Below are 13,383 nucleotides of genomic sequence, written 5' to 3' on the forward strand. Positions count from 1 at the left end.
AATTCGGGCATTGGAAAAACAACAAAAAGAGCCCTTCAAACAAGGGCCCGACTCTACTTGTATAAGCAAAGTAATGACCCATCTCCATGCTGACGAGGTTAGCTGACGGACTCGGGCAGATGGCATCCCTACACGCAATAACTGCATGATTCGCCCCAAAAGAATGGTTCCCCCGCTTTCCGGTATGTTACCCCGGAAATTAAGCGTAGTTTTATGCTACTTCAAAAAAACTGAAAAGTCAAATATTTTATTGCCTGGATTGCCGCGGATCCCGGTGGGCGGATTGTACTCGGTTTTTCATATACGATTGGTCACTTGGGCCTCTGTTCAGCCATTTGTACTCGGTTTTTCATATACGATTGGTCGTTAGAGCCTCAACCCGGCCAATTGCATGTAAAACCGCGCCAACACTAGCTGGCGCGGTTCTCATCATCCTTATGAGAGTTTACTTGTTGTACAGCCTGTAGAGGATAACCGCGGCTTCTGCTCTGGTTGTGTTTCCAGTCGGATTGACTTTGTTATCGCCGCCTTCGATCAGCCCTTCCTTAATCATGGCCGCTACGCTGCTCACCGCATAGGAAGCCACCTCGGACTTGTCGGCGAATTTCTCCAGATCCGCTGCTGCCCCCTGCTGATTCAGCTTCTTCTCCAGCTTCAAGGCTCTTTCTGTCAATACCATCATGTCCTGCCGGGTGATCTTGATATCGCTGCCGAATTTGTCGTTGTCAATGCCGTTCGTAATGCCTAGCGCTTTGGCAATGGCAACCTCTTGATAATAATAAGCATTTTCCTGAACATCGCTGAAATTGCCGTTTGTCTTTGCAGTCAATCCAAGTGCCCGAACAAGGGAATACAGGAAGTCCGCCCTGGTGATATCGGCTGCCGGATGGAATACACTCCCCTCTGTCTTGAGAATATCCTTGGACGCAAGCACTTCGACCGCACTCTTAGCCCATGCCACCGTCCCGAGATCTGTGAATGTCTTGGACACGTATGCTACCGCGTAGCCGTTGAAATGAGTGGTTTTGAAGGTTACCATACCAGTTTTGGAGTCGTAGCGTCCGCTCGGTATTGTAGTCACATTTCCGTTTCCGTCCATGCTCCAAACCACAATCATTTCCGGATTCTTCAATTCATCCGCAGTTGGCTTGTAAGGCACGGATACAGTTACAGGTGCGCTTGGGTTGCTCCAGGCCGTCTCTTTTCCGTCCACCGCAAGGGTAAGCTGTATGACCGGTCTATCGCCAAGGGCAGCCTTCACTTCCGGCGCGAGCTTGGACTTGTCGCCTTTGCCAATTTTCAGTGCCACTTCCTTGCCGCTGCTTGCCGTTGTGCCGGCCAGCAGGTTACCAGGGATGACAACCTTGCCCAACTCCGTGGACAGCGTGAGCTTGTGTTCCTTGGTTCCACTTATCAGCGCCGCAGCAGGCAACCCTACGGCGTAGGCATTCACTCCTTGGGCTGCAGGGATCTCCAATGTCACATTCTTCGCCAGGAACTCCTTTACTTTTTCCAAATCAGGTGCCGCAACAGATACGATTCCATTCTCCACAGTCGTCTTCACAGTTACCTTCTGCCCTGAAACAACCGAAGCGGCAGGCGTAGGTGTTGGTGAAGACGATGTTTCACTGTCGGAAGAGGAAGGAGAATCTGTTTTGCCGTTTGTTACTTTTATGGTGTATATCTTTACCGTACCGTCCTCAGCGGTTACCTCTACCTTAACATCCGTTGCTGCACCCGGTGTCAGAGATATGGTGCCGGAGGCTGTGCTACTGGGGACAACCGTGCCGTCCATTTTAATGGTTGCCTTGTTATCTGCGGCTGTGGCAGTCACCTTCACGCCCGTCGAATCCTGCAGGGAAACACTATACTGGATGGTTGCTGCGGCAAATGCCGGATCAAGTGTCCCAGCGCTCAGCGTCAACCCGCTGAGATTCGCGTTAGAGGATTTTACCGGTGCGGGCGTTTTGGTGTTGGTCACCTTGATCGTATAAATCTTCTCCGTACTCCCGTTCTGCGCAGTGACTTTGACTGTAATCAAGGTCTCACCTGCCGGTGTGTCTATGACGGCGGAGGCCGTTCCGCTTTCCACTGCCGTACCGTTTATCTTTATGGTTGCCTTGCTGTTTTTTGCCTCCGGTGTTACTTGAATGCTGGCAGCATCCTTCAATGCTACCTCATACTCGGTGGTCGCCGCATCGAATGCCGGATCAAGTGTGCCCGCACTCAGTGTCAAGCCGCTGAGATCCGCAATTGTATTAGCGGGTGTATAGATTCCAAGATCGCCAAGATCAATCCCATAGCTGTTCTGGAGCTTCCCGTATTCACCCTCGAAGAAGCTATCCAGGTAGGAATGCCCCTGAATGAACCGGTCCGGGTCCATGGCGCCATAGTAACCGGCATTGGCATTGTTCTGACCGTCAAACAGCACATAGCTTCCTTGCCACCCTGAACCGGCTACGCCCCAACTGATGATATGGTCGATATACGGGGCGAATTTGGTGAACAGTTTGTACAATAACGCGTACTCATAACCAAGGGCGTCAGACTGTTTGACATTAAGCACTGCGGGAGCAGTGGCGCCGCCGCCGGGAGCGTCCGTCGGAATCTTAAGGTCAAGCTCGGAGTAGGAAATGCCGGACAGAAGGCCCCGGTCAACGAGAGAGGCATAGAGGGCCATAGCATATTGGTTATCGCTGGCAAGAGTTTTTCCAACCGCATCATGCCCCTGGATACCGATGTCTTCGATAAGAGGCCTTCCGTCATACAGCGGATCGGAGAGCCATGCGGTGTTCAGTTCGAGAACCATGTTGTATACGGTTCTCGCTTTGCTGCGGGACGCCAGCCCGTAATCGTTGTAGGTCAGCTTCGGAGGAGTGTCAACGATATAAGCGTCAATGCTGCCGTCCGTGTCATGCCCATCGAGCTTCATATACTCGGGAAGGTTCTCGTAGTTGGCTTTGTAAGCCGCCGCCATCCGGGCATTGGGGGCCGCAATGTGGGCATTTTTGAAGAGCAGGTAAATGTAATGGTCCTTGACATCGCCATCAATCCGGTTATCTGACATGGCAGCAAGCCAGTTGGTGTGTTTAAGGCTGTTTCTCCAGTTGTTTGCATCCGTAGGAATGAGCTCGCTGTGGCGGCTTTCGTGAACCTCTTCATTAAGCACGTCCCAGGAATTGAAGGGAATGATTCCGCGGGATACGCTGGAGCCATACTTTGCATCTGTGGTCAAGAAATGCCGCATCACATACATCGTATGGTTAAACTGGACTCTTCTGGCCATTTCCTTGTCTACCTTAACCGTGGTTGTCACGCCATTGCCAAGTCCGTAGAATTTGGTTGTGCCGGTATACCCGGAGGGAAGGTTCGCGGGAATAATTTGCGTCATCCATCCTGGAGCCTGGTTGTACCATGCCAATACATGACCATGGGACTTGTACTGTCCCGGCGTTCCGGAATCTCTGATTGCCTGATAAGAGCCGGTCGGGAAGCTGTATTCAGCTAAACCCGGGGTGGTGGCTGCGCCGTTCATAGGTTCACCGGCAGCATTCTTCAGCCAGCTTGGGCCGCGGGGATGGGTTCCATCGGCCTTGAGATTGTTGCCGTCAACAAAGATTTCGTAATGGTTGGCTCTGGCGCCCGTTACGGTGCCGGTTCCGATGGCGCCGACCATAAACAGGCCGTTTTCCCTGTTATATAGGCTCTTTAAGGGGGCTACCGCACTCTGGTTTTCCTTGTTGACTACGTTGGGAAGCGGAATACCGTTGGGATCGGGTGTCGAGATTTGGATATTGGCCACAAGAAGCATGCCTGTTTCCACGGGGCGGGCGTTCTCGCCGTGAAGCTCGAGAACGAAGCTGGAGGAACTGCCGGTTGAGGCGGTGATGCTGTGGTGCGCCTTCAACCAGGTTTCGCTGTTATAGCTTCCTACCCAGTCCGGGTTAAGGTTGTTGTATTGATAATCCCTCAGATAGGCATCAACGGTAGAGCTGCCGGCTCTGATTCTCCACCTCATAAATTTGCCTTGCGCACTTTTGGGATAGTACACGTCAAACTCAATTGTTGAACCCGCCGGGATATTTACAGCCGGGGATAACGGAGATTCGAGACTTATTCCGCCAAACGTGCTCTTTCCGTTATGGGCGTAATTGATCTGGAGTACGTCCCCCTTGCCTTTGGAATCTGCAAAAGGATACGGGATCATTTTGAAGGTGCCGCCGGCAAAATCGGCGGGAACACGGTTGTCCAGCGGGGTTCTCGCGGCCCAGACATTGGTGGGTTCGGTAACCTTTACAGGCATTTGGCCAGGACCCGGGTCCAGCCGGAAATAAGGATCCTCTTCGGCATACACAGCAGCATATACCGATGTAGACACAGAGTTGTACACAGCTTGAGTCACACTGGATCCGCCGTCAGTTTGGCCAGCCTGGGACGCTGAGGCCGGAACAGGGGCAAATGCCAATAAGGAGAACAGCATGATAACGGCAAGCATACGGGAGACGTTGGTTAGAAGTTTTTCACTGTTCATCTTCGGCTTACTCCTTCTCGATTCGGAATTTTGTACAACTGCACCGACAATGATGTTGTTTTAATCCCCCCCTTTGATGTTTTACGACAAATTCCGAAAGCGCATTCAAATTAGATAAACGAATATAAGCCCTCGACTTAGCTCAGCAGTTTGTCACAGACGGTGGAGACCGATCTTCCTCTCTCTGCCACTCTGACAATCTCTTTGCTGCAAGCGATTGGCTATTGATAACAATATATATAATCCTTATAATAAGCTCCATGGATAGATAATAAGTCCTTTGTATTTTTTTCGAAAACGGAGACTTTTATGGACTACAAGGAGATCAATCCGCAAATCGAATATTTCATCAACAGGCACTCTACTCCCACCTGGATTATCGAGGATGCCACAACGAACTTTATTGATTTATCCTATTTCTCCAGCGGCAGAGCCTTTTACAAGGTGAATGGCGAACAGTACGAAGTCAATCAGGGCGATCTCATTTGTATACCCCAAGGCAGCCGGCGCAGCGCAACGACGGATGCGGACAATCCCATGGAGAGTTTTGCTGTAAATTTCCAATTGTACGATATTCGCGGGAATTTTGTTGAGCTTCCTTTTCCGTTGGTCTCCCATATCGGCATCTCGGAAGAACTATTATCTTTATATAATGAGCTGACACTGGTGTGGCTGAAAAAAAGTCCGGGGTTCGAAATCAAAGCCCGCGCGCTGCTATTGATGATTCTTCACTATTATTTTAAGCGCTTCCATTACAAAGTGAACGTGCAAAGCATAGACAGCAGAATCCAGAAAAGCATCCGGTATATCCTCGGCAATCTCCACAATCCTATCGAGGTGGAGGAGCTTGCCAGAATGTCCGGCGTAACCACCGCTTATTTCGGAACCCTTTTCAAAAAAAATACCGGCTCTTCCGTAAAAGAATATATCAATAAAATGAAAATCAGCAATGCGGAGAATATTCTGCTAAGCGGTGAATTTTCCGTCAAGGATGCAGCCTACAAATGCGGCTTTGAAGATATCTTCTATTTCAGCAAGCTGTTTAAACGGATTAAGGGATATCCTCCCTCCAAAATTCTGTCGGACAAAAAGATGACCGAATTGGCAGTGCAAAAAGGCCCCTGACAGGGGCCTTTTTGCGTACATTAACATAACCATGCCCGCCGTCTTATTGGCCCTGGGCATTGCCCCCTACAGGCGCGGAGGGCGAAGAAGCATATTCGCTGAAGGTGGACAACACCGAGTTGTAATCCTCCATATCGGATACGCGGATTCCGCTGTACAGCTGGTTGACCGCATCACCGGGCAGGCTGCTCTTCATATGCTGGACATCCAGCTGGAAGAAGGTGCGGATGACCTTTTCCTGCTCAGGTATGCCTTCGAACAAACTGAGGTTGCCGTTCTTATCCATGCCGAAGTAGGCATTCTCCCGGCAATGGGGCGACAGATCCTCCACCGGCTCCACCATTTGCACCCGGCCGCTATCCTCCACACTCACTAGGGTGCCGGGATGCTCCTTGTAGAAGCTTAGAATTTCCTGCGGAGTCATGGTCATGCTTTCAGCGGTTTCCTCTCCGCATACATACTGCTTATGGAGGACCACTTCCCGCATGCCTTTGCCGTTTCTGATGCTTTCCAGTACCCCGGCGCTGACTGCTTCCGCTTCCTGCTCTATGCTGATATCCTTCGGATTTAATGCAGTTGCTGCCGCCTGATGGTCCGGCTTTGGCTCCTCCGCCCCCTGATGCAGCCACAAAACTGTAACGGCGGAGCCGGCCAAAAGCAGGTAGGCTCCCAGCGACAGCCAGCGCTTTTTCATCTTCAGCCGACGTTTCAACTGTTTGTACAGGTTGGAGTAAGTCACTTCATTCCCCTTCTTCCGGAGTTTTTTTCTAGCTTTCCCACTCCGGAGGGGAATTATACAAGTTTAGAAATTAATCCAAGGCTGGCTGCCCTTCGGTTCGGGATCAGAAGCAGCCGCTTTGGCGTTGCCGTAGGATTTGGATTGCTGCGGTCTTTTGGCAATTGTTTTTTTGAGGGTTGGTTTGGTCCGCCCTGCCACAGGAGCGCCCTTGATCGCTTGAGCTGCCGGCTCCACGGCAATGGCTTCCGTATGGGGGGCAGCATTTACAGGCAGATTGGACGCACTGTCAACGGCAAAAGCATACGGATTGGCATAAGGAGTAGCCACAGTGGGCAGGGAATGGACGGCTGCTTCATGACCGGGATAAAAGCCTGCGGGCTGCATGGCCCACGGGGCATTGTTCATGCCCGGCTGCTCCATCCAAGGGGCATTGGCTGCCGCCGGCTGTACGGCCCACGGGTTTACCGGCTCCGGACAGGGCTGCTGCCACCCATACGGCTGCATCGCCCACGGATTCACTGGCTCAGGGCAAGGCTGCTGCGGCCATCCATAACCGGCCATCGGCTGCATGCCCCACGGCCCCTGTGCCGCCGGGAATTCGGGCCATACAGGGCCGGGTACTCCGACACTTGCCCACGGGGATACCGCCCCGGGGTTCCCCCAAGGCTGGACTGACGGGCCCCAGTCCGGTCCGGCTGCCGGGTCCTGAATGGCGTAGGGCAATCCGGGGATGGTGCCCCCTCCGCAGCCGCAGTCATCCTGGCCCCAGGGCAGTGTTTGCGCCAGCGGCGATACGGCAGGTGGCGCATTGTTGCCCAGCCCCGGATACGGCTGATTGGCCCAATCGGCAGTCGGATCGCAAGGCTCCTGTCCGGGAGGATACATAGCCATAGCCTCTACCGCAGGAACAGGCATCTGCCAGAAGGGATGCTGCAGATCCTGGGCGCCTGCCGTTGCTTGGGGGAAAACAGGCAGCGGCGGCATCGGGTAACCTCCGTACGGCTGCTCCGGCCAAGGCGGACACGGTGCATGTTTGGCCGTTTGTGCCGCTTCCACCACCGGCATAAACGGATTTACGTTGCTGGAAATGGGCTGGTTCACGGCAGGCTGCTCCGGCTTCTGGGCCGCCAGGGGAAGCACATTCTCGGGCGCCACATTACCGATGGTATACGGCGACTGGAATTGGGGCGTAGAAGACTTCTCCGTTACGGGAGATATGGCATTGGGGAATGCGGGTTTTTCCGCAGCCTTCTCCACTGCTTTTTCTGCAACCTTCTCCGCTACTTTTTCGGCCACCTTCTCGGCAGCCTTTTCCACTGGCTTTTCCACGGGCTTTTCAACCGGCTTTTCCACGGGCTTTTCGACCGGCTTCTCGACAGGCTTTTCGATGGGCTTTTCCACCGGCTTTTCTACCGGCTTCTCCACCACCGGCGGTGCAGGGGCAGGCTGCGGCGCTTCCACCACCGGCTTTTGCTCCGTTGCCTTCGGCTTCAGCAGCTCCGCTTTGGGGGAGGTAGCGGCTTTTTTGCCGATGGAGGCGGACCAGCCGGCATGCCCTCCCTGGAATCCGCTGCCGGAATCCTTGGGAATGTAAACCGTATCCCCCGACAGCAGCACACTGGGGTTTTTCAGGTGGGGATTGGCATTAATCAGCGCCTGCAGCGGCACCTCCCATGCCTTGGAGATCTTCCACAAGGTGTCGCCCTGGGCCACGGTGTGCTTGTGCTTGTACTCGACCGGCGGCGTAGGGGCAGAACCGGAAGCTGCGGGAATTTTCACCTTTTGCCCCACCGCTATCTGATCCGGATCAGCAATCTGGGGGTTGGCTGCCTTCAGCTGCTCCAGGCTGACGCCGTACTTCTTGGCTATTTCGAACAGAGTATCTCCTTGCTTGACAATATGAATCTTCAATCGGATAACCTCCCGTACATAAATTTGCGGTTTTACCGCATTGGATTGCACATACCCGCTCTCCAATAACTCCCTTCATCATATGCAGCCTCTAGGCGAATGACATCCCCCATTTAGGGACTATCTAAAAACTCTTCCGGATTTCTAAGACAGCCCCTGTCCAGAATTGCGAAAAAACCCTCCATACACCATATGGTGAGGAGGGTTTGTCTTATAACGGGAAAAGCATGGCTTGGGAAAAAAATGGTCCGGGACCGACAGGCTCCTAGATCTTGTAGCCGTCAAGCTCCACGATGCCGCGGAACTCCTTCAACAGACGGGTGGTGACAGGGCCGGCCTTGCCTTCGCCGATAGTGCGTCCATCCACCTCGCGGACAGCGATAACCTCTGCCGCGGTGCCGGTGAAGAACACCTCATCCGCCACATACACATCATGCAGGGTGAAGGGCTCTTCCTTCAGCGGAATGCCATGTTTGGCGCACAGCTCGATAATGGCCAGACGGGTAATCCCCTCCAGCGCGCCGCAATAACAGGGGGGAGTAAACACAACGCCGCGTTTTATGATAAAAATATTGTCTGACGAGCCCTCTGCTACATACCCCTGGGAGTTTAGCATAATCGCTTCGCCGACTCCGGCCAGGTTGGACTGGATTTTCACCAGAATATTGTTCAGATAATTCAAGGATTTGATCTTGGGGTTCAACGCGTCCGGCAAATTCCGGCGGGGGGAAACGGAGATGGTCTTCAGACCGTTCACATAGGCTTCCTCCGGATAAATGGCCAGCTGCTCCGCAATGATAATCACATTGGCTTTGGGGGAACGGCGGGGGTCAAGACCCAGATCGCCGGGGCCGCGGGATACGACCAAACGGATATAGCCGTTTTTGAGATTATTCTTGCGGAGGGTTTCGGCTACCGCCTCCTGCATCTCCTCATAGGACAAGGGGATCTCCAGCATGATGGACTTGGCCGAATCGTACAGACGGTCCAGATGCTCTCTTAGTTTAAAGATATTCCCGTTATACAGCCGGATACCCTCGAAAATCCCGTCTCCATACAAAAATCCGTGGTCATACACGGAAACCTTGGCATTTTCCTTCGTGACAAACTCTCCGTTGAGATAAATCCATTGCTCCGACATTACGCCTGAACCTCCTTCAGAATTTCGTAGGGATAGCTGGGATAGGAGCCCAGTACGCGGACCATACAGCCCAGAGCTTCAATTTCCTCCAGAGCGGCAGGCAATAGTACCGATTCCGTCGTTCCTTCCACATCGATATAGAAATAATAGCTGCCAAGCTTCAGCTTGGTAGGACGGGATTCAATTTTGGTCAGGTTGATCCGGCGCCAGGCAAAGGCGGACAGCACCTGATGCAGAGCACCGGGAAAATCCTCCGGCAGGGTCACCAGAATGGTGGTTTTCCAGTTGTCCGAAGGCTGCAGCTCCGGCTTGTCCCGGCCGATGAGGACGAACCGGGTATAGTTATTGTGATGGTCGGTAATATTCTCCGCCAACAGGGCCAGATCATACATACGGCTGCCATGCTTTGTGCCGATGGCCGCCCAGCCCTTGCCCGGATTCTCCTTCACCAGACGGATGCCATGGGCCGTGCTGTTCACATATTCGAATTCCACATCGGGCATATGCGCGTTCAGGAACCGGTGGCATTGGGCAATGGCCACATCCTTGGAGAAGATCTTGCGGATGCGGGCATAATCGGGTCCGCCGCCGTTCTTCAGCAGCAGCTCGTCCCCGTGGCCGATGAGATTCTGCCTGGAGGGATAGGTCCACTCCGCCCGGATCGGCGGGCTGTCCTCCTGAACCAGGGAATCCACATGCATACGGACAGAACCCTCGATGGTGTTCTCGATGGGAACAACTCCATAATCAATGGAGCCGTCCACCGCAGCGGCAAAAATATCCGCCACCAGCTTAAACGGGAAGAAGGCATGCTGTTCCCCCTGGAAAAATAATGCCGCCGACTCATGGGAAACCGTCCCCTCAGGGCCTAAATAACCAATGCGCTTCACTCCCGAACCTCTCCTTATCGTCACTGCAGCGAAATAAGCACCGCTAGATTTCATCACAGCTCCTTGATGTTTTCGATAAATGTACCTGAAGGAGATTCCGGTGTCAAGAGTGTGAGCTGCGGGCCTTCGCGGTCAGGCATCAGCCACAGGGTATCCGCTTCGATTCCGGCGGCTCCGAAGCTCTTGTGCAGGAACTGCTCCAGCTCCTCCTTGCGGCCCGATTCCCGGTCAACCAAAGCAAACATCGTGGGACCTGCACCGGACAGAGCGATCCCCAACGCTCCATGCTCGGGGGCATCCCGGAGAATCTCCGCCATGCCCGGCACCAGTGAGGCACGGTAGGGTTGGTGAAGCGCATCCTGCATGGCGTGGCGGATCATCTCCAGCCGGCCTGTGCACAAGGCCGCCACCAGCACATTGGAATGGCCTACATTGAATACGGCGTCCTTCATGGACAGCTCCTTGGGCAGCACATTCCGGGCCTTTTCCGTGGAGAGCTGGAACCTGGGGATGGCTACCAGGGCCTCCAGCCGCGGGTGGGGCTCCACCTTGATGCATTCCGCCCGTTCCCCGTCCCAGAAGGCTACGGCTAACCCTCCAAAAAGAGAAGCCCCCACATTGTCCGGATGCTTCTCCATGGCGCTGGCCATCTGGAACAAATCATCAGTTGACAAGGGTGAGCCGATCAAGGCGTTGGCCGCTGTCAGAGCACCTACAATCGTAGAAGCGCTGCTCCCCAGCCCCCGGGTCAAGGGAACGTCGCTGTACATGGAAACCTCTAGCTCCGGTACATTCACACCCGCTTTGCGGAACACCTGCTGGGCCACCTTGTACACCAGATTGGTTTTGTCCGTGGGCAGCCCTTTATCCGCCAACTGCTCCCCATAATAATGAAACTCCGTCCGATCCTTGGCAGCACGCATTTCAATCCAGGTATATAAGGAAAGTGCCAGGCCAAGAGAATCGAAGCCCGGTCCCAGATTGGCCGTGCTGGCCGGAACCCGGACCCGGACTCCTTCGATATGCTTCGACATGTTCGTTTCTCCTTTAGCCTTCCACACGGTAGACGCTTTTGATTTCCTGCACCACATCCAGCTTGTTGAAGGCGTCCAGCACCTGGTTCATGGCCGCCTGGTTGGCGGTGTGGGTAATGATGATAATTTCAGCCATGGGGTTAACAGGATTGGGCTGCTGGTTCACGGACTCCAGACTGACCTCATTGTCGGCGAACACCTGGGTAATCCGGGCCAGAACCCCTGCCTTATCTGCTACGTGCAAAAGAATATAAAATTTCGAGCAGATTTGGGAGTCCGGCCTCAGCTTCTTTTCCTTGTAAGCCAAGGTAGCCGTCCGGCCGTTAACGCCCATACGCAGGTTCTTCACCACATTCACCAGGTCAGACACGATGGATGTCGCCGTAGGCAGCTCGCCTGCACCTGGTCCGTAAAACATGGTTTCCCCCACCGATTCCCCATACACATATACGGCGTTGAACACACCGTTGACGGAGGCCAGCGGGTGGGTGGTTTTCACCATGGTGGGCTGCACGCTGACGCTGATTTCGTCCTGTTGGCATTCGGCGATGCCCAGCAGCTTGATTTCGTAGCCCAGCCGTTTGCCGTAGGCAATGTCCTCCTTGCTCACCTTGCGGATGCCCTCCACCTTCACATCGGTCAAATCTACATTGGTACGGAAGGCCAAGGTAGCCAGAATGGTCATCTTGCGGGCAGCATCCAGGCCGTCCACATCCGAGCTGGGATTGGCTTCGGCATAACCCAACTGCTGGGCTTCCCTCAGCACATCCTCATAGGCGGCGCCTTTTTTGCTCATTTTGGTCAAAATATAGTTGGTGGTGCCGTTCACGATTCCCATCACCTTGGTGATCCGGTCAGAGGAAAAACTCTCCGTCAGCGTCCGGATAATGGGAATGCCGCCGGCTACACTGGCTTCATAGAAAACATCGCAGCCATGGGCTGCGGCTTCGGTCATGATTTCCTCCCCGTGCAGAGCCATCAGGTCCTTGTTGGCGGTGACAATATGCTTGCCCCGGGAAATTGCCTCCAGCACATAGCTTTTGGCGGGTTCGATACCGCCCATCACCTCAATGACCACATCTATATCGGGATTGGCAATAATGTCCGCAGGTTTGTCGGTTAATACCCCGTCCCCAAAAGCAACAGGCCGGGCTTTGGATACATCCTGAACCAGCACCTTCTCAATATGGATTCCCAGACCCGTCTGTCTTTGCAGGTCCTCCTGATGTCCCTCTACGATTCGCACAACCCCGGTCCCTACCGTACCCAGGCCGAGCAAACCCACTTTGATGGTCACAGTGATTCCTCCTGTTCTCTCTCTTTCTATTGTAAGGCGCAGACGCTCCGTTATGGCCTAACCCTGTCCGACAATGGACACTCGCTTCACCCCGTCATGGCCGCGCAGTGTTTCAATAAAGGTGACAAACTGCTCACCCATCAGGGAAGTATCCACGGAAATGACTACATTGGCCATTCCCTGAAGAGGGATGGATTGGTGAATGGTCAGTACATTGCCCTCCAGGCCGGCAATCAGCCCCAGCACCTTGGACAGGATGCCCGAACGGTTCTCCAAATCCATGGAGATGGTCACAATCCGTTCCCGCTCCAGCTTGCTCAGAGGAAAAATGCCGTCCTTGTATTTATAGAAAGCGCTGCGGGAAAGCCCTGCCTTATCCACGGCTTCATGAATGGTTCTGGCCTGGCCCTGCGCCAGCATTTCCTTAACTTGCATGGTCTTGACCAGCGCTTCCGGCAAAATGTCTTGGCGTACCAAGTAGTAGCGATCATTGATTTTCGTTTCCGACATTCCGGATTTCGTCCTCTCCAAAGAGACTTTTGTTTTCGTATTGTGGACATTATACCGGAAGGTATTGAATCCGGCAATAGGCCCCGCAATAATTGTACTTTTTATGACAAACGGGCTGTCATGTTATGGCATCTCCCACGTTATCATACAAAGAAAATTGAGGACAAGCAAGGCAGTAAACAGAACACACAGAACAGTTGGAGTG

9 protein-coding genes and 1 riboswitch are annotated in these 13,383 nt (G+C 53.6%); of the genes, 1 reads left to right on the plus strand and 8 read right to left on the minus strand.

Annotation, left to right across the window (positions count from 1 at the left end; genetic code table 11):
• Nucleotides 1-73: 73 nt before the first annotated feature.
• A riboswitch (cyclic di-AMP (ydaO/yuaA leader) is annotated at nucleotides 74-216 on the minus strand.
• A gap of 229 nt (nucleotides 217-445) precedes the next feature.
• Nucleotides 446-4,531 carry a cadherin-like beta sandwich domain-containing protein gene (locus ACI1P1_RS03305; RefSeq protein ID WP_416214937.1) on the minus strand — a complete coding sequence of 1,362 codons (4,086 nt, stop codon included), beginning with the start codon at nucleotides 4,529-4,531 and terminating at the stop codon, nucleotides 446-448.
• 309 nt (nucleotides 4,532-4,840) lie between these two features.
• Here ACI1P1_RS03305 and ACI1P1_RS03310 point away from each other — a divergent pair, with 309 nt between their 5' ends.
• Nucleotides 4,841-5,656 (plus strand): AraC family transcriptional regulator, encoded by an 816-nt coding sequence (locus ACI1P1_RS03310; protein ID WP_416214938.1) that lies wholly within the window; start codon nucleotides 4,841-4,843, stop codon nucleotides 5,654-5,656.
• A 43-nt stretch (nucleotides 5,657-5,699) separates the two neighbouring features.
• Here the strand turns inward: ACI1P1_RS03310 and ACI1P1_RS03315 are convergent, their stop codons facing one another.
• The 7 genes from ACI1P1_RS03315 to ACI1P1_RS03345 form a co-directional block, all read right to left on the minus strand.
• Nucleotides 5,700-6,395, minus strand: coding sequence for a BofC C-terminal domain-containing protein (locus tag ACI1P1_RS03315; protein WP_416214939.1), 696 nt, complete (start codon nucleotides 6,393-6,395; stop codon nucleotides 5,700-5,702).
• 63 nt (nucleotides 6,396-6,458) lie between these two features.
• Nucleotides 6,459-8,306, minus strand: coding sequence for a LysM peptidoglycan-binding domain-containing protein (locus ACI1P1_RS03320; protein ID WP_416214940.1), 1,848 nt, complete (start codon nucleotides 8,304-8,306; stop codon nucleotides 6,459-6,461).
• A 265-nt stretch (nucleotides 8,307-8,571) separates the two neighbouring features.
• The gene (ilvE, locus tag ACI1P1_RS03325) at nucleotides 8,572-9,447 is read right to left on the minus strand and encodes a branched-chain-amino-acid transaminase (protein ID WP_416214941.1); all 876 of its coding nucleotides are present in this window, start codon (nucleotides 9,445-9,447) and stop codon (nucleotides 8,572-8,574) included.
• The gene (pheA, locus tag ACI1P1_RS03330; protein WP_416214942.1) at nucleotides 9,447-10,337 is read right to left on the minus strand and encodes a prephenate dehydratase; all 891 of its coding nucleotides are present in this window, start codon (nucleotides 10,335-10,337) and stop codon (nucleotides 9,447-9,449) included. The genes ilvE and pheA overlap by 1 nt, the downstream gene beginning before the upstream one ends.
• A gap of 53 nt (nucleotides 10,338-10,390) precedes the next feature.
• On the minus strand, nucleotides 10,391-11,371 hold the full coding sequence (thrB, locus tag ACI1P1_RS03335) for a homoserine kinase (protein ID WP_416214943.1): 981 nt from the start codon (nucleotides 11,369-11,371) through the stop codon (nucleotides 10,391-10,393).
• Between the two features lie 13 nt (nucleotides 11,372-11,384).
• On the minus strand, nucleotides 11,385-12,668 hold the full coding sequence (locus tag ACI1P1_RS03340) for a homoserine dehydrogenase (RefSeq protein WP_416214944.1): 1,284 nt from the start codon (nucleotides 12,666-12,668) through the stop codon (nucleotides 11,385-11,387).
• 57 nt (nucleotides 12,669-12,725) lie between these two features.
• Entirely contained in the window at nucleotides 12,726-13,178 is a 453-nt protein-coding gene (locus ACI1P1_RS03345; protein WP_416214945.1) for an ACT domain-containing protein, read from the minus strand.
• Nucleotides 13,179-13,383: the final 205 nt, after the last annotated feature.

It is taken from the genome of Paenibacillus mesotrionivorans, assembly GCF_046098205.1.
Lineage (GTDB): Bacteria > Bacillota > Bacilli > Paenibacillales > NBRC-103111 > Paenibacillus_AR > Paenibacillus_AR mesotrionivorans.

Excerpts from the sequence above, each read along its gene's own strand:
- ACI1P1_RS03305 (WP_416214937.1), bottom strand. The coding sequence starts at position 4,531 with ATGAACAGTGAAAAACTTCTAACCAACGTCTCCCGTATGCTTGCCGTT.
- ACI1P1_RS03310 (WP_416214938.1), top strand. The coding sequence starts at position 4,841 with ATGGACTACAAGGAGATCAATCCGCAAATCGAATATTTCATCAACAGG.
- ilvE (WP_416214941.1), bottom strand. The coding sequence starts at position 9,447 with ATGTCGGAGCAATGGATTTATCTCAACGGAGAGTTTGTCACGAAGGAA.
- thrB (WP_416214943.1), bottom strand. The coding sequence starts at position 11,371 with ATGTCGAAGCATATCGAAGGAGTCCGGGTCCGGGTTCCGGCCAGCACG.
- ACI1P1_RS03345 (WP_416214945.1), bottom strand. The coding sequence starts at position 13,178 with ATGTCGGAAACGAAAATCAATGATCGCTACTACTTGGTACGCCAAGAC.